The organism is Xanthocytophaga flava (assembly GCF_030068545.1).
GTDB classification, from domain to species: Bacteria; Bacteroidota; Bacteroidia; order Cytophagales; family 172606-1; genus Xanthocytophaga; species Xanthocytophaga flava.
Genome location: NZ_JASJOR010000019.1, coordinates 123,342 through 149,128 on the forward strand (window position 1 = coordinate 123,342; position 25,787 = coordinate 149,128).

At 40.2% G+C, this 25,787-nt stretch carries 27 protein-coding genes; 9 read left to right on the top strand and 18 right to left on the bottom strand.

The window, feature by feature from the left end; translation table 11 throughout:
• Positions 1 to 129: 129 nt before the first annotated feature.
• Together QNI15_RS24875 and QNI15_RS24880 are read left to right on the top strand one after the other, a co-directional pair.
• A complete protein-coding gene (locus tag QNI15_RS24875) occupies positions 130 to 1,035 on the top strand; it encodes a helix-turn-helix domain-containing protein (protein ID WP_314034263.1) in 906 nt (301 codons plus the stop codon).
• A 181-nt stretch (positions 1,036 to 1,216) separates the two neighbouring features.
• On the top strand, positions 1,217 to 3,487 hold the full coding sequence (locus QNI15_RS24880) for a histidine kinase dimerization/phosphoacceptor domain -containing protein (RefSeq protein ID WP_313994384.1): 2,271 nt from the start codon (positions 1,217 to 1,219) through the stop codon (positions 3,485 to 3,487).
• 824 nt (positions 3,488 to 4,311) lie between these two features.
• Here the strand turns inward: QNI15_RS24880 and QNI15_RS24885 are convergent.
• The 6 genes from QNI15_RS24885 to QNI15_RS24910 all read right to left on the bottom strand — a co-directional run bounded on the left by QNI15_RS24885 (position 4,312) and on the right by QNI15_RS24910 (position 9,499).
• Positions 4,312 to 5,112 (bottom strand): alpha/beta fold hydrolase, encoded by an 801-nt coding sequence (locus QNI15_RS24885; protein WP_314034264.1) that lies wholly within the window; start codon positions 5,110 to 5,112, stop codon positions 4,312 to 4,314.
• 216 nt (positions 5,113 to 5,328) lie between these two features.
• Positions 5,329 to 6,324, bottom strand: coding sequence for an alpha/beta hydrolase (locus QNI15_RS24890; protein ID WP_314034266.1), 996 nt, complete (start codon positions 6,322 to 6,324; stop codon positions 5,329 to 5,331).
• A gap of 202 nt (positions 6,325 to 6,526) precedes the next feature.
• Complete coding sequence (locus tag QNI15_RS24895) at positions 6,527 to 6,757, bottom strand: hypothetical protein (RefSeq protein ID WP_313994375.1); 231 nt, start codon at positions 6,755 to 6,757, stop codon at positions 6,527 to 6,529.
• 399 nt (positions 6,758 to 7,156) lie between these two features.
• A complete protein-coding gene (locus QNI15_RS24900) occupies positions 7,157 to 7,981 on the bottom strand; it encodes an alpha/beta hydrolase (RefSeq protein ID WP_313994373.1) in 825 nt (274 codons plus the stop codon).
• Between the two features lie 88 nt (positions 7,982 to 8,069).
• Positions 8,070 to 8,654 carry a protoglobin domain-containing protein gene (locus QNI15_RS24905; protein ID WP_314034268.1) on the bottom strand — a complete coding sequence of 195 codons (585 nt, stop codon included), beginning with the start codon at positions 8,652 to 8,654 and terminating at the stop codon, positions 8,070 to 8,072.
• Positions 8,655 to 9,256: 602 nt separating this feature from the next.
• Complete coding sequence (locus QNI15_RS24910; RefSeq protein ID WP_314034270.1) at positions 9,257 to 9,499, bottom strand: hypothetical protein; 243 nt, start codon at positions 9,497 to 9,499, stop codon at positions 9,257 to 9,259.
• Positions 9,500 to 9,882: 383 nt separating this feature from the next.
• Between QNI15_RS24910 and QNI15_RS24915 the strand changes: the two genes are divergently transcribed.
• Positions 9,883 to 10,449, top strand: a complete 567-nt coding sequence (locus QNI15_RS24915; protein ID WP_314034272.1) for a response regulator — start codon at positions 9,883 to 9,885, stop codon at positions 10,447 to 10,449.
• Between the two features lie 313 nt (positions 10,450 to 10,762).
• On the opposite strand, the gene QNI15_RS24920 is transcribed toward QNI15_RS24915, so the two are convergent.
• Entirely contained in the window at positions 10,763 to 11,101 is a 339-nt protein-coding gene (locus QNI15_RS24920) for a hypothetical protein (protein ID WP_314034273.1), read from the bottom strand.
• 259 nt (positions 11,102 to 11,360) lie between these two features.
• Here QNI15_RS24920 and QNI15_RS24925 point away from each other — a divergent pair, with 259 nt between their 5' ends.
• Complete coding sequence (locus QNI15_RS24925; RefSeq protein ID WP_314034275.1) at positions 11,361 to 11,738, top strand: hypothetical protein; 378 nt, start codon at positions 11,361 to 11,363, stop codon at positions 11,736 to 11,738.
• Between the two features lie 737 nt (positions 11,739 to 12,475).
• Here QNI15_RS24925 and QNI15_RS24930 read toward each other — a convergent pair.
• Together QNI15_RS24930 and QNI15_RS24935 are read right to left on the bottom strand one after the other, a co-directional pair.
• Positions 12,476 to 13,027: a hypothetical protein gene (locus tag QNI15_RS24930; RefSeq protein WP_314034277.1), complete on the bottom strand. Its 552-nt coding sequence runs from the start codon at positions 13,025 to 13,027 to the stop codon at positions 12,476 to 12,478.
• A gap of 218 nt (positions 13,028 to 13,245) precedes the next feature.
• A complete protein-coding gene (locus tag QNI15_RS24935) occupies positions 13,246 to 13,527 on the bottom strand; it encodes a hypothetical protein (RefSeq protein WP_314034279.1) in 282 nt (93 codons plus the stop codon).
• Positions 13,528 to 14,224: 697 nt separating this feature from the next.
• On the opposite strand from QNI15_RS24935, the gene QNI15_RS24940 reads away from it, so the two are divergent.
• Positions 14,225 to 17,752 (top strand): DUF7619 domain-containing protein, encoded by a 3,528-nt coding sequence (locus tag QNI15_RS24940; protein WP_314034281.1) that lies wholly within the window; start codon positions 14,225 to 14,227, stop codon positions 17,750 to 17,752.
• A 170-nt stretch (positions 17,753 to 17,922) separates the two neighbouring features.
• Here the strand turns inward: QNI15_RS24940 and QNI15_RS24945 are convergent, their stop codons facing one another.
• The 3 genes from QNI15_RS24945 to QNI15_RS24955 all read right to left on the bottom strand — a co-directional run bounded on the left by QNI15_RS24945 (position 17,923) and on the right by QNI15_RS24955 (position 18,993).
• The gene (locus QNI15_RS24945) at positions 17,923 to 18,444 is read right to left on the bottom strand and encodes an N-acetylmuramoyl-L-alanine amidase (RefSeq protein WP_314034283.1); all 522 of its coding nucleotides are present in this window, start codon (positions 18,442 to 18,444) and stop codon (positions 17,923 to 17,925) included.
• Positions 18,445 to 18,567: 123 nt separating this feature from the next.
• Positions 18,568 to 18,753, bottom strand: a complete 186-nt coding sequence (locus QNI15_RS24950) for a hypothetical protein (protein ID WP_313994353.1) — start codon at positions 18,751 to 18,753, stop codon at positions 18,568 to 18,570.
• Positions 18,754 to 18,765: 12 nt separating this feature from the next.
• Positions 18,766 to 18,993 (bottom strand): hypothetical protein, encoded by a 228-nt coding sequence (locus QNI15_RS24955; RefSeq protein ID WP_314034285.1) that lies wholly within the window; start codon positions 18,991 to 18,993, stop codon positions 18,766 to 18,768.
• Between QNI15_RS24955 and QNI15_RS24960 the strand changes: the two genes are divergently transcribed.
• Positions 18,980 to 19,132, top strand: a complete 153-nt coding sequence (locus tag QNI15_RS24960; RefSeq protein ID WP_313994347.1) for a hypothetical protein — start codon at positions 18,980 to 18,982, stop codon at positions 19,130 to 19,132. The two genes, QNI15_RS24955 and QNI15_RS24960, sit on opposite strands and share 14 nt — an antisense overlap.
• Before the next feature lie 4 nt (positions 19,133 to 19,136).
• Here QNI15_RS24960 and QNI15_RS24965 read toward each other — a convergent pair whose 3' ends face one another.
• Both QNI15_RS24965 and QNI15_RS24970 read right to left on the bottom strand, forming a co-directional pair.
• Positions 19,137 to 19,391 carry a hypothetical protein gene (locus QNI15_RS24965; RefSeq protein ID WP_314034287.1) on the bottom strand — a complete coding sequence of 85 codons (255 nt, stop codon included), beginning with the start codon at positions 19,389 to 19,391 and terminating at the stop codon, positions 19,137 to 19,139.
• Between the two features lie 125 nt (positions 19,392 to 19,516).
• A complete protein-coding gene (locus QNI15_RS24970; RefSeq protein WP_314034289.1) occupies positions 19,517 to 19,969 on the bottom strand; it encodes a hypothetical protein in 453 nt (150 codons plus the stop codon).
• A gap of 344 nt (positions 19,970 to 20,313) precedes the next feature.
• Here QNI15_RS24970 and QNI15_RS24975 point away from each other — a divergent pair, with 344 nt between their 5' ends.
• Positions 20,314 to 20,817, top strand: coding sequence for a hypothetical protein (locus tag QNI15_RS24975; RefSeq protein WP_313994339.1), 504 nt, complete (start codon positions 20,314 to 20,316; stop codon positions 20,815 to 20,817).
• Positions 20,818 to 20,888: 71 nt separating this feature from the next.
• On the opposite strand, the gene QNI15_RS24980 is transcribed toward QNI15_RS24975, so the two are convergent.
• Positions 20,889 to 21,866 carry a hypothetical protein gene (locus QNI15_RS24980; RefSeq protein WP_313994336.1) on the bottom strand — a complete coding sequence of 326 codons (978 nt, stop codon included), beginning with the start codon at positions 21,864 to 21,866 and terminating at the stop codon, positions 20,889 to 20,891.
• 348 nt (positions 21,867 to 22,214) lie between these two features.
• On the opposite strand from QNI15_RS24980, the gene QNI15_RS24985 reads away from it, so the two are divergent.
• Positions 22,215 to 22,814 (top strand): transposase, encoded by a 600-nt coding sequence (locus QNI15_RS24985; RefSeq protein WP_313994333.1) that lies wholly within the window; start codon positions 22,215 to 22,217, stop codon positions 22,812 to 22,814.
• 111 nt (positions 22,815 to 22,925) lie between these two features.
• A complete protein-coding gene (locus tag QNI15_RS24990; protein ID WP_314034290.1) occupies positions 22,926 to 23,432 on the top strand; it encodes a hypothetical protein in 507 nt (168 codons plus the stop codon).
• Between the two features lie 139 nt (positions 23,433 to 23,571).
• On the opposite strand, the gene QNI15_RS24995 is transcribed toward QNI15_RS24990, so the two are convergent.
• The 3 genes from QNI15_RS24995 to QNI15_RS25005 all read right to left on the bottom strand — a co-directional run bounded on the left by QNI15_RS24995 (position 23,572) and on the right by QNI15_RS25005 (position 25,495).
• A complete protein-coding gene (locus QNI15_RS24995; RefSeq protein WP_313994327.1) occupies positions 23,572 to 23,853 on the bottom strand; it encodes a helix-turn-helix domain-containing protein in 282 nt (93 codons plus the stop codon).
• Between the two features lie 306 nt (positions 23,854 to 24,159).
• Entirely contained in the window at positions 24,160 to 24,609 is a 450-nt protein-coding gene (locus QNI15_RS25000; protein ID WP_313994325.1) for a hypothetical protein, read from the bottom strand.
• A gap of 541 nt (positions 24,610 to 25,150) precedes the next feature.
• Positions 25,151 to 25,495 carry a hypothetical protein gene (locus tag QNI15_RS25005; protein ID WP_313994323.1) on the bottom strand — a complete coding sequence of 115 codons (345 nt, stop codon included), beginning with the start codon at positions 25,493 to 25,495 and terminating at the stop codon, positions 25,151 to 25,153.
• Positions 25,496 to 25,787 lie beyond the last annotated feature (292 nt).

The window sequence follows — 25,787 nt, forward strand, 5'->3', positions numbered from 1 at the left end:
CTCACGTGATAGTACTATTTGAAGTATAGCCGGAAACGATATAGGAAGGTAATGCAATTCAGATTTACAATTTGATAAGGAAATCCTGATACTAGAAATACACTTTTATAACCTTAAATATTCTTCCCCATGAGACTAAAGGTTCGACCCACCGATACCCATGAATCAGCCAGAGATCATTTTCAGATGACAAGTAAAGGCAATGCCAAGGCTGACAACCCAGTGGAGATTCACACACTCCAATGGCTTGAACAGAACCATCCTATATCTTTTAACAGTCCTATCCGTACCACTGGTTTTGAAATAATCTGGATAGTTGAAGGAGCCGGTAAATTAACAGTTGACTGTCAGGAATATGTAATTGAACCCAATGTTATTTATTGTCTCTCTCCAGGACAATTGCGTCAATTTTCAACCAATGGAAAGGTAGAAGGGTATTACATTTCCTTATCGGAAGAGTTTGCCTATCTGGCAGAAAACAAGCAGGACTTTTCTTTTCTAACTCTTCAAAACAGCTTTGGCAGAAATCTGCAAATTATTCATATAACAAAGGAAATACATCATGAACTGGAAGATATTCTGATGAAGATGAGAACAGAATTGTCTAACTGTTTTATGCTACGAACGGAGATTTTAAAAGGTCTGCTGAAAATATTTATTATTTACTTATCCAGAAAAGCAGAAAGGCTGGACTACATAAACGTGCCAGAAAAAGACATACATATTGCTGACAGATTTATAGGTCTGTTGAAAATACATTATACCACCAAACGAATGGTTGCAGATTATGCGCGGGAACTATGTGTTACACCCAATTATCTCAATAGGATCGTAAAGAAAGTATCTGGATTTCCAGCAAGTTACCATATTCAGCAGCACATCATCCTGGAAGCAAAGCGGCAAGCACTGTATTCTGGCTTAAGTATGAAGGAAGTAGCGTACGAGTTAGGGTTTACCGATTATGCGCATTTTAGCAAGTTCTTCAAAAACAATTCAGGAATGAACTTTACTGCTTTTAAAAATGGAAGCCACTAACACACAAGTCTACATAAAAATAGGCTATATTACTGACAAAAACTCTAAAATAGAGTTCATACATTATTACATGAACTCTGTCTCTTATCTGAGTAACAACTCAGAGCGAATAGTTTTATACTTCTTTTTTTAGTCTTCTATCTTAGCTGATTGTTTTACATTGTCTAAAGCACTTTATCCAATGAAGAACCTTTTCATAGTTATTTTACTGTTGTGTATTGGTAACTGTTATTGTTATGCCCAGGATATAACAGTAAAGGAAGCTACTGATGCACTGGACTTATTGAAAGTCGCCAAACAGGATACAAATCGTGTTGCCTTACTGCACAAAGTAGGCCGGTTTTATATTGAAAAGCCTGGAGAGTACAAAACAGATCTGGATAGTGCATTAAGTCTTATTCAGGAAGCTGAGCGGCTGAGTAACAAACTCTCTTTTCAAAAAGGTATTGCCTATTCTTACTTCCTTTATGCGATGGCTTATCGGGAAAAAGGAGACAATGAACGGGGAAGGCAAATCATCAGCAAAGCTATTAACGTGTTTTCCAAACACAAGTATGCATATGGGTTAGGAGAAGCTTATATGGAACAAAGGCATTATTATTCGGCCTTTGCTTCCAAAGAGATATTAGTTCAAAGAATAAGTATAGTAAAAAAAGCACTTACATCCTTTAAGCAGGCTAGCAGTAAATTACAAATGGCTCATTGTCTGAAGGAGATAGGTGATCTGTATTTTGTAAAAGGTGAATACACCAGTGCTATCATAAAGCTGAAAGAAGCTCTATCTCTCTATGAATCTATCAACTATAAAGGCTTGCAAGGTGTTTATGATCTTTTGGGTGCCGCTTATACCGGGGCCGGAGATTACAAAGAGGGAATACGATACGGTTTACTTGCCGTCAAGACAGGAGAAGGTCTTAGTGATTCAACCTCGCAGATGAGTACAATCTATAATCGTTTAGGTATCACTCATTACTATTTGAAGGAAAAGCAAAAAGCGTACACATTTTTTAAGAAAGCATTGGGAATTGCCAGGAAAAATAGGGATACTACCACAATAAACGCCTTGGTTTTAAATATTTCACACTCGCTAGTTGACTTGAACAAGCCTAAGGAAGCACTCACATTCCTGCAAGATATTACAAAGAAATATCCTCCTAGGGATGAGCGTAGTGCCATAGGAGTCACGGCTGGTTTTTTATCTGTGCATAGATTATTAAAGCGCTACAAACAGGGACAAACCTATTGCAATCAACTCCTGGAAATTGCAAAAAGGCCGGATCTGAGCCAAACAGAGTACAATGCTATTTATCTGGCAGCCATACGGTTTTTTATTGACAGCAAACAGTTCAATCTGGCTAAAAAATATCTAACAAGGCAAAAAGAACTTGTGGAAAAATCAGGTTTTTTAAAATACCGTTCCACAAATCAGTTTTTATGGTTCAAACTTGATTCTTCGCAAGGCAACTACTTATCCGCTATTGTCCACTACCGGCAATACAAAATCTTGGATGATTCTGTTTTCAACGAAGAGAAAAGCAGGCAGATCGCCCAGTTGCAGGTGCAGTATGAAACTGAGAAAAAAGATCAGGACATTAAATTAAAAGCACAGTCTATTAATCTATTAACCAAGCAAACTCAGGTACAGCAAAGCGAAATACAAAAATCAGAAATAATACAAAATACTACCCTGGCAGGCATTGTGTTATTGGGTATAATTATGGGCTTGCTTTACAATCAATACCGGATCAAGCAGAAAAACAACAAGCAATTACAGCATCTGCTTACTGAAAAGGAATGGTTGTTAAAAGAGGTACATCATCGGGTTAAGAATAATCTTCAGACGGTGTTAAGCTTGCTCGAATCGCAATCCCATAGTTTGAGTAATGATGCACTACAGGCAATACAGGTAAGCCAGAATCGGGTTTATGCGATGTCTTTGATTCATAAAAAACTGTATCAGGCAACCAATGTAGCTTCCATTAATATGGAGGAATACCTGAAAGAATTAATTCAACACTTGCGTGAAAGTTTTAGTGACGGTTACCCTATCCACTTTCATCAAAATTATGAATCTATCCAGCTGGATGTTTCTCAGGCAGTACCAGTTGGGCTGATCGTAAACGAAGCTGTTACCAATGCATTTAAGTATGCTTTTCCCGAACAGGAATCGAATAATAGTATTGCAGTCGAATGCAAACAGACAGAAAATGATGAAATCGTTCTGACAATATCTGACAATGGCAAAGGATTGCCTGCCGACTTCTACAAAAAAAGAAACAATGAAGGCTTAGGGCTTAAACTCATCAGGGGATTAGCGGATGATATTGATGGAAAACTAACCCTGACTTCAGATAACGGATTAACTATATGTATAAGCTTCAAGGCCACCCCTACATTGAATGACGCTATTGATAAAACCAGGTTTTCATTGGTGAATGCAGAATATGTTTGAAAGTACAAAACAGATAGGTATATACATGAGTCATTATGAATTTAGGATATGAGTAAAATCCAAGTCTATGCTTTTGAAAATTGTGTAGGCTTGGGTTTATTTTTGAGAATTCACTTAGTTAAGTTGGTTTATTATCCCTTTCATTGTTCTTCTTGTGGCTCCTTCATTTTTTTGATTGTCTCTTCCTGTGTTGGTTTATTGTCACTTACTTTTCTCTTCCACTGACCTCTTCATTTTTTGCTTGCCCAAAAAACGAAGCAAAAAAGGGCAAAAAATTCCAAAGCTTCGCCCCACAGGGCCAACGCTAGGCCCGCGGAATTTTTATCCTCACGCACCTACACCACCTTCCACAATTGAAGTTTCCTTTGCTCTCTTTGTAGCTTATTTATTTTACTATGTATTCCGCTTCAAGGTCAAATTATTTTCCTCAAAATTAAGTATGATTCAGGTATTTTTGAGAAAGCTCTCTTTTCTCAACCCCCTCTGTCCTCCTGAAAGGAACTCGTGACAAGACCGGCGGCCTGTGGATTCTGAATGTGTTTTTTCTCTCATAATCCAAACGCAACTCTATTTGTCACAAGATTCTTCCAGAAGGACAGGTAAGGTAGTTTGAGTGGTTTTCTTACCTTGACAGCATTGAGCGGACGTTGCTTTCAATTTAGGTGACATGATTGTTTTTTGAGAGAAACAAATATAGTCAGAATCCAAAGGCCGCCGGTCTTGTCACGAGTTCCTTTCAGGAGGACAGAAAAGGGGGCTTTTCCTTTATTTACCGGACTCCTTTCTGGAAAAGTTATGGGACACGATAAGAAGCCAACCTCACTTTAGTTTATTTCCTGTAGAATCGTCACCAATTCATCGGGTTGAGCCCAGTAGGGACTATGACTTGTGTTCATCGTATATGTTTTTACAACAGATCCATTGGCATCAATCATTTTCTGTTGCGTGGCTGGAGTGACACCTTCGTCTTTAAGCGTTTTAATGTAGTACTTGGGTATTTTACCAAAATTAGCAGCCGTTAATGTCGCTTTACCCTGAAAGATAGCCAACGGTTCTGGCCGGGTTTTCGCTACCACTTTCTTAATCTCTTCTGACGCGTCAACCGCAAACACCTGGACCAGCACATCTTCCGGTAGTGAAGCCGTTAATCCATCCTGTGAGGGTTGCAGACTGCGCCCGAGCAAGCTCGCCGTATCAGAGATAGCCAGTTCGTAGAGAGTCTGATCGCTTTTGGGCAAAAAGGCGCACATATACACCAGCTTTTCAATTTTTGCAGGAATTTGTTCTGCCGCTGCTGTAATAACCATCCCGCCACCGCTGTGGCCTACTAGCACTACCTTTCCTGGAATAGCATTGATTTTGTCTACTGTTGTCTTTACATACAGTTCAAAGTTGGCCTGGCTGACAGGAGTCTGATCATCGCCATGAGCAGGTAGATCAAAGGTCACTACCTGGTAGCCTTTCGCTTCGAGTTTGGGTTTAATCAGATGCCAGGCATATTGACCGGCAAAGGTGCCATGTACAAACACAAAGGTTGGTTTCGGATCTGCCTCATCTTTGTCATCATCACAGGATGTAGTTAGAAGAGTGCTGGTAAGCATAAGAATGATAAATAAAAGTCGCATGGTTTGATTGTGTTTAGGGAACATTAAGTTATGAATTGACTATAGGATAACCTGCCAGACAACAGGCATGCTGGAAGAAGGAGAGTAAGAGAGCTATAAGCTATTCTGGGGCTGAATCAGCTATGCAAAATGAGGAATCAGCATAGGCTATCACGCTTTTCTCATTCTCTATAGCCAGGCAGGTAAGCATCTTTATATACCTACCTGCCTGGAATGCTATCCGAGGTATTTGGTTAGCTCAGCTGCTGCATGGACAAATAGGGAGCGTGTAGCGGGCAATGTTGCCAGACCGTTCAGAAGGCCAAAGTCATGTATCATTCCATTGTAGCGTATGGTCGTTACAGTTACTCCGGCTTTATCTAATTTGCGGCCATAGGCTTCTCCTTCATCACGCAATATATCGTTCTCCGCTACTTGGATCAGTGTAGGAGGTAAGCCTTTCAACTGATCCACAGATGCCTGAAACGGGGCTGCGTAGATTTCTTTTCGTTTATCAAGATCTGGCACATACTGATCCCACATCCATTTCATAACAGATGTCGTCAGAAAGCGATCCTCGCCAAATTGTTTGTATGAATCCAGTTCGAAGTCTGCGTTGGTAACCGGCCATAGTAGTATCTGTAAACTAATTTTCGGACCTGATTTATGTTTAGCCATCAAACAAGTCGCTGCTGCCAGATCTCCGCCTGCACTATTTCCAATTATGGCCAGGCGTTTTCCATCTACATTGATTTCGGCTCCCTGTTCAGCAACCCATTGGGTAGTTGCATAAATTTCATTGAGAGCTTGCGGATAGCGAGCTTCCGGAGATGGAGTATAATTAACAAACACAGCACAATAGCCGGAATGTACTACTAAATCTCTGACTAAACGCTGGTGAGTAGGAAAATCTCCCAATACCCAGCCTCCTCCATGTATGAAAAGAAAGACAGGCAATACCTCTTTTACTCCTTCCGGACGGACAATGTGTAGCTTCACGGTATATCCATCATAGGTAATGGTTTTCTCAGTAACCTCAATACCTGATATATCGACGGGTATGGAAGCTTGTGCATTTACCAGCACTAGCCGGGCTGCTTCGGGGGACAGCGTTTCCAGAGCAGGGCCGCCTGAATTGTTAAGAATCTGTAAAAAGGCCTTAGTGCCTTGGTCGATACGCGGATCTTCGGCATAGTACGCTACACCAGAAGTTTGTGAAACTGCTGCATTCATGGTTTGAAGTGAGTTTAGGTGAGAAAAAAATAAATTGAATTTTAGAGTAGGCTGGCCTGATAATCCAGAAGACAATACACAACTACTCCAGTCCGACAAGTCTGATCAGATAGGTTATGTGCACTATTGAAATGAGTATAAATTTAGTTTGTCTGATTAAACATGAGTCTTCCTGAATATTGGATTGGAATAAAACCCAAGCCTATACTTTTGAAAGTGTGGACTTAGGATAATTTTTGAGAAACGTTTCTTTCTGTGTTTGTATTATCCCAATCTTGCTTCTTCCACAGGCCTCTTCATTTTTTGCTTGCCCAAAAAACGAAGCAAAAAAGGGCACTTTCTGCCGAACCTCCCGCCCACAGGCCAAAGGCCAACCTCGCGGCAGAAAGAAGGCCAACGCACCTACACCACCATCCACGATTGAAGTCAGCATAACTCTCTTTGTAACTCCTTTGTTTCTCTTTTTCTAAAGGATGGGATATTCTTTCCTCAAAATTTGGAATGACTCATGTATTTTTGAGAAAACTCTCTTTTCTCAACCCCTTCTGTCCTCCTGAAAGGAACTCGTGGCAAGACCGGCGACCTTTCCAAGTGGGAGTATTTTTTCTCTCAGAAAGTAAACACCACTCTATTTGTCACACCTGTCCCGCATGGCGGGAGGGTCATTTCAGGAGGACAGGGAGAGGTTTTTTTTATTTATAAACCTCTTTCTTAGAAAAATTATGGGACAGGATAAGGTAACTACCTTCTTACCTGTGGTATCTGTACCAGTTACTATCAGAAAAGACTGAAAAGTCATTAAATGAACTATTGGGGTATTGGGTCAACTAGCTCAGGCTTCGACCTGATTACTGCTCATAGGTACAACCTGTTGTACTTTATCTATCCATTGTAAGATGTAGTCAGCATCTTCTTTCCAGGTAGGAAGTCCCAATACATAGTGATTCCGGTTGGTGAAGAGTTTGTACTCGAGAATAGAGCCGTTTTCTTCGTATGCTTTAAAGTTGCGTTGATTCAGATGGGCAGGCGTAATATGATCTGTATCGCCGGCTGTAAACAACAAAGGCGCATGTGGTTTGGCAAAGTCTACTTTTGCAGCAGATGTTACTGCATCCCGTGCTACAGTTTTCGACTCGGGTATGATATACTTTTCATAGGAAGCAATCTGGTCATTGAATGACATTCCATTCACAAAAGCATACTGCCAGTCTTCAAAAGACATCAGATAGGTTTCTTCCAGTGACGTAAACAGTCCCAACGACTTCCAGCCTGCTTTCAGGAAGGAGAATTCATAGGGAAATACTCCTTGTGGAGGGACGGAATGAATGGCTACCCCAGCAGCTGCCAGATCGCGGTTTACCATAATCTGTGTAAGCATACCGCCATACGAATGACCAATCACAATCGGTTTTTCAGGTAGCCCTTTGATGATGTCTATATAATGGTTGACCAGGTCTTCCAGATGAAGGGTAGCCAGTGCCACATCATTGGGTTGTCTGGCCCGTAATTCAGTTGCAGTCCCTTCTTTGTGTAACCAGGGTGGTGCAATGGTTGAATAGCCTTTGCTTTCAAAATAGGTACGCCATTCGTCCCAGCAACTGTGGCTGACAAAAGCTCCGGTAATAAAGACTACGGTTTTAGATGGAGTAGGTGTCATAATAGGTTTGTGTTTAAATGAGTGATAAAGAACTATATGTATGTTTTACAGGAAATCTTATCTGGTAAGGCGGAGCAAAAAATGGGATTTAAAAAGTACCCTCCTTCACATAGGGATAACACCAAAGTGCCACCGTCAGTGTAATAGCCTTAAACCAGGCATTGTACATATTCTCAACCTCGCCTACACTATTGCCTTTTCTGGCAAGAAATGGTTTTATGGTTGCAGTGATTGGTACAATAAAAGTGACAAGGTAACGGAAGTGTATAATCGGAACTGCGTCTACTCCGTCGGTCTGGTTTTTCTTGACCAGGTGACGAAGACCAATTTCATGCTGATAATTCAGCCATTGCTGATCGTAAGAACGAAAGCAGGTATCCATGATCCATTGCCCGAAGCGCTTACGTACGCTGGCTAAATAGGCATCATTCAACTGATCATTTTTTCCAAAATACTGAGCCAGATACGGATGTGAGCCTACGAAGCCATACCAGACATCCAGTATGTTTTCTGTCTGGTCTTCAAGTACTCTTCCTGCCATTTGCAGATAGAGTACATCCTCTTCAGATAAAAGTACGGTTTGCTTTAGCAAGTCTAAATCAGCCTCAGATACGGGTGAGGTGGCTACTTCTCCATAGGTATAGCCAGGGATTTGTGTGGTTTGAGTGTGCATAGTATAAAAATTTACCAATAGGTATAATAAGAATAAAAGCTGCTAGAAGGATAAACTGTACTATCCAATGCTCATCAGTGATCTGTTTAACAGACAATGTCATTTCTCACAAACCTTCCTATTCGGGTAGATGATTGACTAAACAGATGGTATGGTACAAAAGTAGGATCTACCACCACTGTGACCAATGGCTAAATGCACCCATCCGTTGTATATTTCGTAACAGTGGGAGTGGGGGCAATAGGCATTATATTGTGCATAAGTAGTGCATTATCCGCTTAGTCAAGAGCAAGCTCGTGATAGCTTTATTTTGAAGGCAGGTGTAAACTAACTATATGGAAATAAGCACGCTACAACAAGAATGAGAGAAGGGGGAGAAAGATTCTACACTTTCTTTTCAGTCAATTCCAAAACCAGTATGGGAAAAAGCAAAACAACAGCTAGAGCGATCATATTACCTGATTAAGAAGAAAGCCTGGTGGTTTGCAGGATTGATTATACTTTTCTGTTTATCAATGTCACTTTATATACTATAAACGTTTTTTTCTTCACAAAAAACTGGTTTCAATCACAGCCTACTACTCACCCGGGAGTAATCTATTCTATTTATTAGTATCCATTGAATTGAGATAATAGTTATCAGAAGGTAAGAGTCGATTGGTTTCAACTACCCATTCAAGGCCGTGTTGATCCACAACGACACTAAGGATTTCTCCAATTTCCTTGAGTATTACTTCTTTCTCTCTACTATGGCTGTGAGTGTCATTTTCAGCAGTAATCTCAATGGAATGGATATTGATATTTTTTCTTAAAATAACTTTCTGTCCTACTTGTATGGTTTTCATATACTGGCGTAAGTTTAAAGAGAATCCGCAGATCTGAAAAATAAAAAAACGCCTACTAAATTGATAATCAATGGTCTAGGCAAAAAAACAGTAAAGGATAGAATGCAATTAATTCTATTTTTTGATAAAAGTCAACTATCTGTTTTATGTAAGTGCAGGATAGAATATATGAAATTTTAAAGATTCCGGATAATCTGAAATCTGTCGAAATACTACTGAATCCTATTCATTTTAATCTGACTATGTTCTCTTCCTTTTTTTATAAAAAGTGTAAAGAACAGGCATACTTTTTTAGCTATTTATCGAATTAGTTATTTTCTGATCATAAGTAATTTCAAAGGAGATATCTACTTTATACTTTACTAAGATAAAACTAATCCGGTATGCTTGTGAAAATCTATGTTGTCGACGATGATCCGGTTGATCGAATGATATTTGAAAAACATATACAAAAGGTGTGTAATGAACAGTTTTATACAATAAAAACAAGCCAGCAGAACTCAGAAGAGAATAGTAGTTTTCCTAGGTTAGAGTACAAGATAGACAGTGAAGGCCAATCTGCTAGAGATGTAATGGAACAGCCACTTGAGCAGATTCAGGTTAAAGTATCTTGTTTCTCTACCGCATCTGCGGCTTTGGCTCAAATCAGAACGTTGTTTTTGAAAGGGGATTTTGATACACTACCTGACTTGATCTTTCTGGATATGGTACTTCCGCAAATGGATGGGTGGGAGTTTATAAAAAAACTGGCAGATTTACTGATTGCCATTCCCGGGTATAATAACGTAAAATCAAAGCTGGGAATCTATCTGCTGACCTCTTTTGTTAATCAGTTCGATCTTCAGAAAGCAAACACCACCCCACTTATCAAAGACTATCTGCTTAAGCCGATACTAGCAAATGATATTTGCTCTATTTTACACGATTATCTCAGAGCAAAACAGAAATAAAGAGAAACGGACTTGTTATAACCGTTTGTACATACTTGTTTGGATATGTTTGTTGAGGTGTTATTTGCCCAGAGCTTATACCATTCATTGTGTAAAACGGCTAGTCAGCTTGAGGAATGCTTCATACTATTGGTGTACTATATCAATTGTATTTTGTTTGGAAACAGATCTATATGCTTTTTTTATCCTGGATGATTTTAAAAATTCTGTTGTTTGGCCAATAAGCAGTTGCTATGTATAGGCAACTGCAGGCTATTATCTTCAGGTTCTGTTAAGTCAATATAGCTTATTTTACTTTTGTCTTTTACATTACTCATTCTGTATATAACCGCTTTAGTATTGTTTGATTCCACACCAGGTTTACGCCTACCTGATTGCAATGCTGAATAAATGCATACAAGGTGAGAGGATAAGCGAATACGTGTTCATTTATATGAAGAGTTTGGTCACTAATCCAGATCAGATTCGTTTCTTCAGAACTATCAATATATTTTTGGTAGGAAAAATCGAATTCCCACCCTTCAAAATATTCATGCAGACAAACAAGGTTAAAACTTTCTTTATACAAAGATTCAACCTCATTGAGATTTATCGGCTTTCCCAGCTCAGGATTTGCATACTTCTCTAGCTGTTCTATTGGGAGTGCTTTCATAGCTCGACTAGTTAAATGATTGATTGGTACTATAACCTCTTGCATAGCCCTTGTAACAGGCTATTTTGAAATTATGTGTATAAACAAAAATACCTGTTAAAATCTGCAAAAACTTTATTCCACATGCCTGTTTTTCTAATCTGGACACACGATCTACTAGTTAGTACACAAAAGAAAAATAATCTCTGGCTTTGCTTCCCTTCTTTTTTGTAGCCTAAATCGGTGATATCTTTACTGCTTTAGTAACCAACTCATTTCTATGGAAAAAAAGAAAAAAGCCGATATTTTGTTGGAAAGAATCCTATTGATGATCGATATATATAGTGAATTAAGTACTGAACATATTTCCTTTGCTCTCCACAGAAAAGAAATAGCCCAAGAAGCTTATAACCAGAAGAATACAATTGGGTTAGGCATGCTGCAACGACAATTGCTGGGAAGCTGGGAAGCTGGGAAGAAGGTGAAAACCCTAAACTCAAACAAGCCTTATTTGACGAATATAAAAAACAGACTGGCAGAAATGCCACTCAGGATATCAGAGGAAATAAAAGCATTTTGGCAAAAATCGCAAAGCGAAAAAAGATTGTCAATGATATGGAGTATGATATTGTCAACGATTATCTGTCAGACAATATAGAGGACTATGAAAAACAGAAAGAGGAAGTGGCGCAGTGGAATCTGTTACTGAGTCAATACACAGTGCATTCAGACTATACCAAATAAGTAACATGAGTGATCCTGAATGTTGGATTTGAATAAAACCCAAGCCTATACTTTTGAAAATAGTGTAGGCTTGAGGTATTTTTTATGAAAGCTCTCTTTCTTCGTTTGTTTAAAATCCTGAACCTATCTCTTTTTTATCGCCTTGTCACTTTTTTGTCACGCCACAGCGTGATAACCCAAAAAAGGCACTTTTTCCTGATCTTTCCGCCCGCAAGGCCATGGGCTTTCCCTTATCCTGTTCCATATCTTTTCTAGAAACATGGTTTGTAAATAAAGAAAAAAACACTCCTCCTGTCCTCCTGAAAGGATCTCTTGACAAATAGAGTGGCGTTTGGATTATAAGAGAAAAAATAAATTCCAGTCGGAAAGGCCGCCGGTCTTGCCACGAGATCCTTTCAGGAGGACAATAAAGGGTGTAATGGCACAAAAAGAGATTATCCCCTAAAGCTGCAAAATCGAAAAACTTATGGGACAGGATAAGGTGCCAACCTCGCGGAGAAAAGATTGCCTACGCACCTATACTACCTTTTCTGATTGAAGGCATCTTCACTCACTTTGTAGCTTATTCTTTTACTATCGGATAAGGCTACCAATGTAAAGTACTTCCCTCTAAATTCGGGATGACTCAGGTTGTCTGGAGTACTGTATATACTATTGGTCGAGGTTTTTACGCAGGTCTTCGACAAACTCCTCGCTTACATCAAAATAGGAAGCCAGTTGTTTGGTAGTCAGAATGCCATCTTTGAGAAATTTGAGAATAGCTTCCTGTTTGCCTGCTTGTTTTCCTTTTTGCTCACCTTCCTGCAATCCTTCTAATAGACCTTCCTGTCTACCTTTTTGTTCTCCTTTCAATTCTCCTATTCTTTCTCCTTTTTTGAAGAAATAATCATCTTCTTCTTTGATATAGTTGGTAATGGATTCCATAATCTGTTCAATAAAAGGTGATAGTTTACGCAAATTAGCTAATATCCGTAACTGTTGCAAGTGGCGGTTTAGTTCCAGTGGAGTTGGTGAAGTCTGGGCTAATCGGTCTAAAATCTGGCTGGCTGCTTTCTCTGGTTCCATATTACCAAAGTTAGCCAGAACCGCAAATACAACTTCGTCAGCCTTATCGGATGAGAGAAATAGCTGATAGTCTATCTGCGAAAGCCTGACCAGATCAAAGAAGAATACTAATCCGTGTTGTTCGATACGGGTAGGCATGGTAGGCACCGTATCTGAGAGAAACAAGACGTACTGACGAATAGGCAGTTGATATTTACGCCAGATCCAGAGGTTGTCTCAAATTAGTATTAAAGGCTGCAAAGGCATCTTTTAGGCTGCACCTTCACCTATTTTTCGGCCCATAGCCGCTGGCTATGCCCCTCAAAATAGTCTCGGTTCGCTCTAAAATCTGCTCTTTTCGCCTCTTTAATACTAATTTAGACAACCTCTATGGCTTTGTATTCAAACATGCGGTCTACCATCCGTACTTCATCGACCAGTTGGAACTTGAGTTGCAGTAAAAACGTATCGCCTTGCCTGTTTGTAATTTTGAGTAGCTGATCGGGTTTTCGTTCCAGGGTCCGTTGCAGATCCAGTGGTATTTTCTCATAATTGGCCACATCGATCCGGAGTACTTTCTCAATCATGCTTAGCGTAACAGCTTCCAGATTTTCCTTGAATATTTTATCGTAACGGTTTGCTTCTTTTTTATTGTTCATGTGTGGATCTATTACCAGCGGCAAAAGTAAGCAATAAAAGCCGCCTGAAAACAGGTCGGCTTTTGTATTTTTACCTCCTCCAAGCTAGCTTGTAGTAGCGATCATAGCCAAACGGATCACGTAATTTTATCATCACCAACCATTTTCCCATCGTTGAAATAAGAAAGGTAATAGACTAAATATCGTATCTTTCTAATCATAGTAGATTGAATTTTTTTAACAGACCAATAAGTGAAAATTATCAGGGAAATATTATATGAATAAGAGGTTCTGTGTATGAAATATTTATATAGATTTACATCTGTATTTATTCTATGATAAAACTCTTGCGCTTTACAGTTCTATTTTCGTTTTTTCTTTTATACCAGTTTCAACTTGCAAAAGGACAAACTTATGTTATAAATAAATCAATTGGCAAGTCAACCGGTGTTAGTCCAGTCAGCATTGCTATTGATAAAAGAGGCTATCATTATGTTGTCAGTGGGGAGGGGTATGTTGTAAAGTTAGACTCTAAATAGTGGTTTTAAACAGTTTATTGTGCCTCAGGGTTCTAGTGTTGTAGCTATGTGCTGAGAAACAGAGAAAGATGTAATACCAATCATAAAAGATAATAGAGTTACCTAAAAACTTCTTTCACAAATGAAAATACTTGCAAGTTTATTTAAATGATTAAATTTTATAGTATTAATACAAACAAATGAAACAGCACTACTCTTTAGTTTATTTTTTAGTACTTTTTTTTGTTTTCCCCTTAGCAGGGAGATCCCAGAGTTATTTTTTCAATCATACAATTGGTTCTCCCATCAGTTTTGAGTATCCATTTAAGATCATAACCGATAAGAAAGGCAACCTGTATGTCGTTAATGCTTCAAACTGGTATATTACCAAGTTTACAGCGAAGGGAGAAATAGTGTTGAGGTTTGGAAAAACAGGCACAGAAACAGGATCTTTTTCAGGTACAATCATTGATATAGCAGTAGATGATGATGAAAATATATATGTACTAGATAACTCTCGTGTTCAGATGTTTAATGCTAAGGGAGAGTTTGTTAAAGTGATTTCTGTTGCATTTAGATCTTACTATAATGGAATTGCTGTAGATGACCAGAAAAATATTTATCTAGCTGTGATTTCCACTCTTACTAATGCAAATGAAATTCATAAACTGGATCAGGATGGGAACATTTTGTTAAAATTTGGATCAACAGGAACCGCAGATGAGCAGTTTCAACGTGTTTGGAAACTTTGTGTTAATTCCAAGGGTGAGATTTATACTATTGATTCAGGACACACCCGCATTCAAAAGTTTGATTCAACAGGTAGGTTTTTGCTTACTTTTGGAGAGAGAGGATCTGGTAATGGTCAGTTCTATAATCCACAGGCACTAACTACAGATGCAGAAGGTAATGTTTGGGTCGTGGATACACAAAATTATCGTATTCAGCAGTTCAGTTCTTCTGGAAATTTTATTATCAGTATAGGATCATTTGGGGTTGGAGATAAGCAATTCAGTATTCCCAATGGAATTTGTGTTGACCCATTAGGCACTGTCTATGTATCAGACTACATCACTAACAAGGTGCAGCGCTTTCTTCCAAATGGTAAGTTGATAGAAACGTATGGGTTTAGAGGAACAACAAATGGGCAATTGCAATATATGTATGGAACAAGACGGAATAAAGCTGGAGACTTTTATATTTCAACAGACAAATTTATTGCCAAGTATAATCAAAAGGGGATACTGGTTAAAGAAATCAATAGTTTAGGAACCCAGAATAGTGAGTTTACCAGCCCAAGCCCAATGGCTATAGATGCCCAGAATAATTTATATGTTTGTGATAATTCGAATCGTCTGATTCAGAAGTTTGATACGACAGGTAACTTTTTATTTGCTTTTGGAAAAGAAGGAACTGGAGCAGGTGAATTTTATAGTCTGCAGGGAATAGAAATTGATCCTTTAGGAAATATTTATGTGACAGATCCCAGAAATAAACGCATCCAAAAATTTGATTCAAAAGGTCGGTTTCTGCTACAATTTGGTAACCCTGATTTGGAAGAGTTTTATCCCGAAGCAATAGCAATTGACAAGCTGGGAAATGTATATGTTACAGATACACAAAACAACGCTGTTTTTAAATTTGATTCAACAGGTAGAATGCTGAAGAAGATAGGTTCTACAGGAACTGATCCAGGACATTTTAATTATCCGTCAGCTATTAAGATAGATCAGCAAGGGAATTTATATATTGGAGATCGAGGAAATTACCGAATTCAGATACTTGACAGGGATGGCGAATTTATCACTCAGTTTGGATCGCAAGGATACGGAAGGGAGCAATTTGGATCTGTTAGTGATTTGGACATAAGTCCGGAGGGCGATCTTTATGTTAGTGACGCCCTAAACTATCGGATTACTGCGTTTGCTACCGCTCCACTAACAGCAAATGTGATACGTGGAAAAGTATTTATTGCCCAAAACACAGATTGTATCCAGGATAGTACAGAAATAGGGATGCCCCGTATTGTTGTGCTGGCAGAACCAGGCCCTTACTATACTGTTACAGATAGTACTGGTTCTTATTCTCTTCAGGTAGATACTGGTAAGTATCAGATTATGCAAATTCTGCCTTCCTTTACAAGTAATACTGTTGTTACCAGTGTGTGTCCACAAAAAGACTCAGTGCATACTGTTAGTTTTTCAGAGAGAGGGCAAACCATTTCAGATGTAAACTTTGCCAATCAGTTTAAAGTGCTTTTGCCTTACTTATCTTGTGAAGTTAGCAGTAATCGTCGCCGTCGATGCGAATTAAGTACTACAAAAATTGTATATGCCAACAAAGGCCAAGGCAAAGCTGAACAGGTGAAAATATATGTAAAACTGCCCCAATATGTTGTTCTGCGAGATGCTAGCAAGTCTTATGAGATAGATAAGGATTCAAATTATGTTTTTTCTATTCCTGTTCTGAATCCCAATGAATCCGGTAGTATTACTATTGTAGATTATGTTTCCTGTATTAGGGGCATTACAGGTCTGACCCAATGCACAAAAGCATGGATTACCCCATTCAATCAGGTTGTGGAAGCAGGAGAATGGGATAACTCTGATATTATGCTTACAGGTAAATGTATAGAAAATGGACGAGTTCAGATGATTATTAAAAATGTGGGACAAGCAGCTATGGCCGACAGCAGTGAGTTTCGTATTTTTTTAGATACCCAGCTGGCTTTTCGCAAAAACTATAAGTTAGCGAAAGGCGATAGTCTTGTATTAAAAGTCCCTGTCAATGGCAAAACCGTCCGTTTAGAAGCCGACCAGCGTCCGGACCACCCACGCAAATCACAAACAAACCTGACCATCGAAGGGTGTGTAGCGTCTACTAGTAGTATAGTGAGTAAAGGTTTTGTCAATGCACTGCCTCAAGATGATGAAGAGCCTGAAGTTTCTATTAACTGTTTGCCTATTGTTGACTCCTATGATCCAAATGACAAACAAGTTTCGCCACAAGGTACTGCTGTTGATCATTATACACCAACCAGAAGTGAGTTCAAATATACTATCCGTTTTCAGAACACTGGCACCGACACTGCTTATAGAATCACAGTGATTGATACATTGTCCGAAAAACTGGATTTTGCTACAATGAAAATGGGAGTTGTCTCTCACAAGTATTTGTTCAGTGTATCAGGAAAAGAAAAGCCGATCCTGACATGGTTCTTTCCTGGGATTAATCTACCTGACAGTACTCGTGATCAGAAAGGTAGCAACGGATTTATTGAGTTCTCGATTAAACCTAAGGGTAATTTGCCCGAAAAAACTCAGATCGAGAACTTTGGTGATATTTTCTTTGACTATAATGATCCGGTACGTACCAACACTACAATGAATGTGCTGTATGACATACCTAAAGTAATTAACTCTGCCAATCAGTTGGATGATTCGATTATTGACAAGGTGACGACTACAGAACCGGATGCACTGAAAGGGAAACTGACTCTGCATCCAAATCCTACCCAAAGTTTGGTGTGGATACAATTGTTAGACGTTTCTGTACGTATTGAACAGATTCGTATCTGTAATCTGCTTGGACAACAACAAACAGTAAATAGTTCCTTCACAGATAATCAGAATATGCAGATAAACATGCAAGGTTGGTCTAATGGCATGTATTTGATTCATATTCAGACTAATAAAGGGACATCTGTACAACGGGTTGTTGTGCAATAAGGAATAGTCAGACAAACAATAGAGTATTATATGTGTTCAAGGATTGCTATTGGTGTTAGCGCTGAATAGATGTAGTTCAATATCAGGTAGATATTACACATGAAAAAGGTCTGACTATCGAGTCAGACCTTTTTCATGTGTAATTATGTATTTTTCTGATAAAATCAGTTTTATTTCTTCCACGCTTGCTTAAAATAGCGTTCATAGCCAAACGGATCGCGCCACTCAATGTTATGTTCGGGAATGCCTAGCTGCTTAAGCCAACTGGGGACAAAGAAGCTTGGACAACCTTTGTTGTCGAATTGGTTATGTCCGGCAATCTTTACATTAGGGGCATAGCCTAGTACCTCGCCGAGAATGTCTAACATGGTTGAGATCTGCTGAGGGGTACGGCTATCTAATGGCATTTTGTGAGAGGAGTCCAGGCCGCCTACATAACAGAGATGTCTGGAAATGGAGTTGATGCCTGCTACGCCATTCGTAACTTCAAAAGAGTCTATTACCTGGTCATTGTTGTGTTTGACAAACTGGTGACGGGAGCCATCGAGTAAGATCAAGTCTGAATAGCCGACTTGCTTCCAGCCATTGCCGTAGGGTTTGGGTTTGGTGTGCCAGCGTTTCACATCGTCAGGGGAGATCCATCGTCCAGCAGGGGTAGCAGTACAATGTATAATCAGGTATTGGAATTTCATAGGGGTAGAGATACGTTAGTAGTGACTATTTATTCCCCATGTTGGTGTTATCCACCAACATGAATGATGGGAAAGTGGTCGTTGGTGATAATACCAAGGAAGGGTTGATGCCATCCCTCTGCATTATTTAGGGTCTTTCATGGAGAAGAAACCCACTGTTGAAATAAAGGCCAGCAGCGAAACGAACGACTGTGTGTCGATGCGGTTTGCCAGCCAGAGAATATATCCTGAGAAGGTGAATAAACCCAGGGTTGAGGTTTTCCAGTTGTCTAGCACAAACTGGAGGTAATCGTATATCGATTTTGCCATGTGGTTTAAGGGTTAGGGTGATGTAATTGCCTGTTTGCCATCCGAACGATTGGGATTATTCCGATCCAATGTAGGGGCGAACCCGCGTGTTCGCCCGGATTCCCCGCACGAACGATTGGGTTGATCCGACATTGTAGGGGCGATTGGCAGATCGCCCTGGTTCCGTTCGCGAAGGATCGTGTTAACAGACAACCGTTTCGGAATACCACAAACGCGGTCTGTGGGAATGTGGGCGCACACATGGGTGCGCCCCTACATCGGTTCGGATCAACCCAATCGTTCGTGCAGGGAACCAGGGCGATCTGCCAATCGCCCCTACAATATCGGATTACACCAGACATTGTTTGTGACATTCTGGGCGATTCATGCCCATGCGTGATAGGTTACGGACCTTTGCAGGTATCCACAACCTGAAACACAGGTGCATAGGTAAAGCTCTTCACATGCTTGATCTTCTCTACATCTAACGGTTGCACCGGATGAGCTGCTACCTGCTTCGCTACGATCTGCTCGATCTGACTATAATCTATCACCTCACAATCGTACACCTCATCGGGATTCAATCTATGTTCTGTAAAGACGCCTACAGCCAAACCCAATACAAAACACAGGGCACTGAGTAAAATACGTATCTGCATACACTAGAATCGTTAAGTGAAATAGGAAATAGAGTACATACTAGCTTGAAAGAAAGAAGCAGTAGGCTACTAGTCTACTGCTTCCCGATACCATACAACGAACTATGCAATGCTACTACCTTGGATTAGGCCGGTAGCGTAGCCTTGTGAGTGGTGATAGAAGACATCGAGCCATCAATCACAGACAGGCGTTGCTCGATCTCGTCCAGCTGCGATTCGTAGAGAATTACCGCTGTGGTACCATACTGCAACTTGCGTTGCTCAGCTGTGAACAGCTTGTACTCTGCTTTCACTTTGCGTGTTTCCATCTCGGTCTTGGTAGAGCCTTCTGGCAATACGGCGATGATGGCTGTTAGTGAGTCTACTTCTGCTTGGGCAGAGGCAAGGGTAGCTTCGATGTCACTTGCCCGGTCGGAGGCATTGTCACGGCTACGGGTTAGCGAGATTTGTTTGTACTCCAGTTCCCCTTTCAGGTCGCTCAGGTCGTCGAGTACTTTGTCACAGTCTGCTTTGGATGTCAATAAGGTTAGCGTTAATGCCATAAATGTATAAGTAGTTGAATAGTGAAACCTAATCACCAGTCAGTGTCCGGACTACTTGCTGATTGACACTACAAATATCGGCATTAAATACATGCGTTTTAGAGCGTTGTTTTGATTATCAGAACTACGCTCAAAACACACGATTTACTTACTTTTGGTTGGTTTTTATTTACTGTTATTGTATTTGTGGAAGTGGATTTTGGATTAAAGCGCTATGCGGGAGTAAGCATCTGGAATGTGGTATTTAACGGTGAAGGGAGGGGTTGACTAAGTCGAAGGGATGTATTTGTAGGAAGGATGTTTTTGTCATTTTTTCCTTCCTGTCAACGATTGTTTTTACTACATTGGGTTCATTTATTTCGGAAAATTTACTGACCACCATGAACCAGCCTGTCTTACAATTTATTGGCAAGATTACCATTAAAAGCCTGCGGGATTACATTCTCGATGCGGAACATTTTACAAACAGGGACACTATTTTACTGCATCCTGTTAACCTGAGGGAACTAGCCTATGAGTATAGGCAAACCTTTCAGCAACCCTTCCCTTTTCCTTACCTGATTCTCAATGTGCTTATTTTAGAAGACCCATCAGGGCTTGTAAAGGTGGATAGAATTGGGATTGTGAAAGAGGATGTTGCCTCTAAGCAGAAATATTTTATCAAAGATTTTGTTGATCCGAGCGAGGTTGTTTACAAGTGTGGGTATTGTGGAAATTTAGTGCGAGAGAATGGTGAGCCACTAGATACACTATCACATACACGACAGCGGAGAATACTGGAGCAGTTTGACGACAAGGATACAACTGTAAAGTACATACACGGATACTGTCATCGATCAGTGAGTGAAACGGAAAAAGGTGCTGAGGAGATGCTACGCGTTTAACTGGAAATACGAAACGGCTGGATACTATGTGTCCAGCCGTTGTATGTGTTGTTTATAAGAGAAAATCGCGCTTACTGGCAGTCAAATGTATAGGTAACTACTGTGTTTGCTTCGTCGCCACCCAATTTAGTGTATCTTGTTGATTTTTTAGGCAATCCTTTTTCATCGTATTCATAGGTAAACCTATGCAATGCTATTTGTTTATTGGTTTGGTTCTCCACCTGATAACGTTCCCGTCTTAGTACATTATGTATTTTTAATCCATAGGTAGGTTCAGTAACTGCCTGACCTTTTGGTGTATAATCTGTGAATTTGTCTATTATCTCTTTATCATCATATTCATAGGTTTGATATTCATACAGCAGTCCGCCAAAGTAGATCTCGTCTCGAATTAGTTGTCCCTGTGTATCATAGATATATATATACTTTGCTGCATTTGTATCAGTATGCGCTACTTTGGTAATCAAGCCTCTGGCATCTGTTTCAACCTTGTTAACTTGAATTATATTATAATTTGAGCTCATGTAACGTATTTCTGTTAATCTCCCATTTGTATAGTTATACCATGCGGTGTCCATCGTATTATGGAAAGTTCCATCACCATTTGGGCTAGTCCAATTTCTTATGATTCTGGCAAGGGTTCCATCTGTATTGTAAGTCGTTTCATACTTCTCATCATTATATATTGATGTATGGTTTCCAGTGCTTTTGGAGAGCTTGCCCTGAATATATTCATATCTGGTCACACTGGAAGAATACCCACTGGAAGTATCCCTACGCTCAGTTACAAAACCTTCGGGATTATAGGTATATGTTACTCTATATTGAAGATTCCCTTTGCTCTTCCCCTCATTGGTAATGAGCCAGCCATTGGCATCATATGTATTTGTTGAGATAAGGGTGTCACTGTTTCCATCAACGACACTTTTTATACTTACCAGCTTGCAGGTTTTTTCCGGTTCGGGAGTTGGGGCTTCATCGCTGTCTGACTTACAGGATGTAACCACTAAAAGGCCTGCGAACAGGCAGGGAATTAAATGTTTTATCATTGTTGAGTGTATGTATGGTTACTATACGAGTGTATAATTAAAGGCAAATATACGGGTAGTTATAAATAAAAAATTTGAGGGGAAGGTTTGTTATAGGTCTTTCGTTTTGGATATATGTATGATTGAATGGATAAAATAAAGTGTTTAGGGGTGTTTATTATGGGAATGCCTGTCAGGTGAGGGTATGCGAATCTCTCTAGAGGTGTCATTGGCTTTCTGGCATTTGTAGGGTTTGGGCTCATTTTTCCTTAACTTTTCATGCTGGCATCGGTCTTGGTTTTAGCCTATACCTGCCCAATTCCGGTTACCTTAAGGTTTGTTGAGGTGATCTATCTGTAAAATGTCTGTATGTCGTCTGATTCATTCTATGATCCTGCCATTCATCATCGGCGGTCAATCCGGTTGCCAGATTATGAGTATAGTCAGGCAGGTTTGTATTTTGTGACCATCTGTGTAAAGGACAGGCAATGTTTATTTGGGCGCATTGACGGTGGGCAAATGGTGTTGAATGAGGTGGGGGAGATAGCCTGTCAGGAATGGGGAAAATCGGCCGAAATCCGGCAAGAGATTGTATTGCATGAATTTATTATTATGCCCAACCACATGCATGGCATTGTCGAAATTACAGATATAACATGTAGGGGCGACTGGCAGGTCGCCCAGGCCATTACCATAGACCCGGATCAAACCAATCGTTCGGCGGGGAACCAGGGCGATCTGCCAATCGCCCCTACAGGGTTAAATCCGAAATCATTGGGTGCAATGATCGGTGGGTATAAAGCCAGTGTAACCAAAAAGGTTAATGATATTCAGCAAACATCAGGATCTGTCTGGCAGCGCAATTATTACGAACACATCATCCGCAATGCCCGTTCCCATCAGCAGATAGCCGAATACATCACCACCAACCCCCAGCGATGGGAACAGGATACTTTGTATGTGTTCTAACGGTTTGTTCTGATATACAACAAAGAAAACACCAGGCAAAGAGTAGTATTGTTTCAATGGGTGTATAGTGTTTGAGGAGAAATTATAAAAATAAGAACAGATTGCTTGTCTATGAACAGAGATAAAATTGCCCCTGGAATCTATTTGAATGAATTGGAACAGCGGGCTGTACTGATAATAAAAGAGACATTTATCAGGATGATATTTGTTCTTCCTTTAAGCATTAGTTTTCCGTGTGGTATGCTGGCTTCTTCCTTCCATGGATTTTATGTACTTGGAGTCGTTTTTGGGCTAGTATCCATTTTTCTTATTTATCTCACTTTTTGTGCTGAAGAAGCTGTGTTTGATTTTGTAGATCAAAAGATTCGAATAAGAAACAAACTCTTTGGTGTGTATCTTGGCAAGGGCAAAATAATTGATATTCAGCAAGGAGTAGCTTTGTTTATTAAAGAGGAAGAGGGTGAGGAGGGTACTTTTTATTATTTGTATGGGGTGGTACACGATACGGAAATAGAAATTCTTATGCTATATACAGCAGAAGAGGGTAAGGAGATACTTGCCAGGCTGACAAACAAGTATCCCGATGTTGTATCTGTATATTCAGATGTAGCTTTGTAAACAATGCTATCAGGCATTAGATTGCTACTGGTGCGCTATTGTTGTCACTTATATGGCAGATCGAACACGGCAACCAATGGTATCTGGTTTTGGAACGCTTTACGATTAATCTCTGAAATAGTTTGTCTTTTACTTTCTGTCATCCATGATTCTGACAACCTGAACGGCGGGAAACAGATTGTTGGTGATAATTGTGCTTCTGTTGCACCTCTCCGCACCCCGTCATCAACCAATTCAGGTTCACATCGTAGGTGATGTGCAGGCTGTAGAGGAAGAAGCAGCTAGGCAGGCTCTGGCCTTTTTCCAGCTGGGAGATGTTGCTTTGGCCGAGTCCCATGCGTTGCACAAATTCGCGTTGAGGCAGTTTGGCTATTTCAGTACGTACGTATAAAATGCGTTGGCCTATCTTTTGTAAATCCATTGGTGTTAAAGTTATCGTTTGTGAATAGTTGTTTTGTTGCGCAGAGTTAGGGTCAAATTGATTTCTTGAACTGAACTATGCGCAGCCGTGCGTCTTGCCGTGAGTTATGCGCAAGGCCTTTTCTGCCGTGAATTCCGCTCATGACTGGGCCTGAAGTCTCGGTCTGTTGTTGGCATGGGTCAGGCTAGTTTTGCCGTGAAGTATGCTCACGATTTTGGCTGGGCATAGTTCACGGCAGAGGGCTTGCTGCGCATAACTCGACGCAAGAGTGTAAAGTTAGTGCAGGGTGGTGCCTGTCAGGAGTGTTTACCGAAGTCTGAACCCATAGCTGTGCTGATCTATTATCCATTTATTCAGCACTGTAAATGCGATCTTGAAAGCAGCCGTTTCTGCATCATATCGGTTGGGATAGTCTTCGGTACAGGCCAGCTCTTCCGGATCAGTGAGTTGGTAGTTGGCATTGGCGTCTTGCCCGATCTGGAAGGTATAAACAGCTTGCTTGTCTTTCAGCGTGCCTGTTACATTGATCATCAATCCTTTGGACTGAAAGAAATCATAGAGCATGTTGGTGTAGCGTTTGTTTCTGCCGGATAGCGCCAGCTTGATAGATGACTTTTGAGGGTCGGGATGTTGTATGCCCCAACTTAGAAAATCCAGATAGGCCAGGCTGTAGCTGTGAGTTACTTTGCGCCAGAAGGAAGTAGATTCTTTGTGGCTTTCTTCGTATTGATCGTATGCGTTTGTGTCGAAATACATATGGGTGTTGGGTTTTAATTTTGATTTTATTTAACTGTGTTGGTTTGTTGTCACTTACTTCTCTCTACTTGCGGCCTCTTCATTTTTTGCTTGCCCAAAAAACGAAGCAAAAAAGGGCACTTTCTGCCGAACCTCCAGCCCACAAAGCCATGGGCTTTCCTCGCGGCAGAAAGAAGGCCAGCGCACAGCTACAACGGTTCGCGTTTAAAGGAATCTTAGCTCTCTTTGTATATACCAAAAATGATAGAAGATCTTCATTTTAAAATCAATCAGCACATGATACAAAAAGACTATTGGTCACTTCAATCGTGTGTGGTTGTGAAGGTGCGTTGGCAATCCTTTTCCCGCGAGGTTGGCCTTTGGCCTTGCGGGCAGGAGAATCGGGAAAAGGTGCCCTTTTTTGCTTCGTTTTTTGGGCAAGCAAAAAATGAAGAGGCCGCAAGTAGAGAGAAGTAAGTGACAACAAACCAACAAGGGCACACACGCAAATACGTGAGGGCATCGAAAAGCCTTGAACAATAAACTAAGCTAGAAAGGGTGATCATATAGCATTGGTATGAATAGTGATGATTAATTGTTTGAAGGCATCGTAACTACGGATAATGTGATAGTGGCCGCCTTGTTCTTCAATTCTGGACTGGAATAGTTTCTGCTCCTCACTCTGGATGCCATCTGGTGATTTTAACTCTATAAAATGCCCCGTAGACGCAAAGAAGTATTCCAAATCTGCAACACCCCTCACAACTCCCATGGATCGATTTAAGGCGCCTTTAATCGCGTTTTGGGAGGTGTTGTTATTCATGTGTAGCAAGCCTCTGTAGTAGGGAAATGTATTCCAGTGCCATTGGAAGCACAAGCCTTGTAAGCGAGATTCTGTAGGTTGCATCTATACTTGTGTTTTTAGTTACTAAAATGGTACTTTCCTACGTTTGGGGTAAGATGGGGTAGAATCGGGGAAAGATCCGGGGTAAACTTAACTACCTGATACTAAGGCGGGGTAAGAGGGGTTAGATTCGCCCTATATTATATATATAAATATTATATTCTATTTATAGTATATATAGCTCTCTGTTTCCTCTTTTTCCTGTATCTTCTGGAAGTGTTTCAGGCCAAAAAACCGACCCATCTCACCCCGTCTTAGTATCAGGTAGTTACATCTATCCCCAATTCTTCCCCTA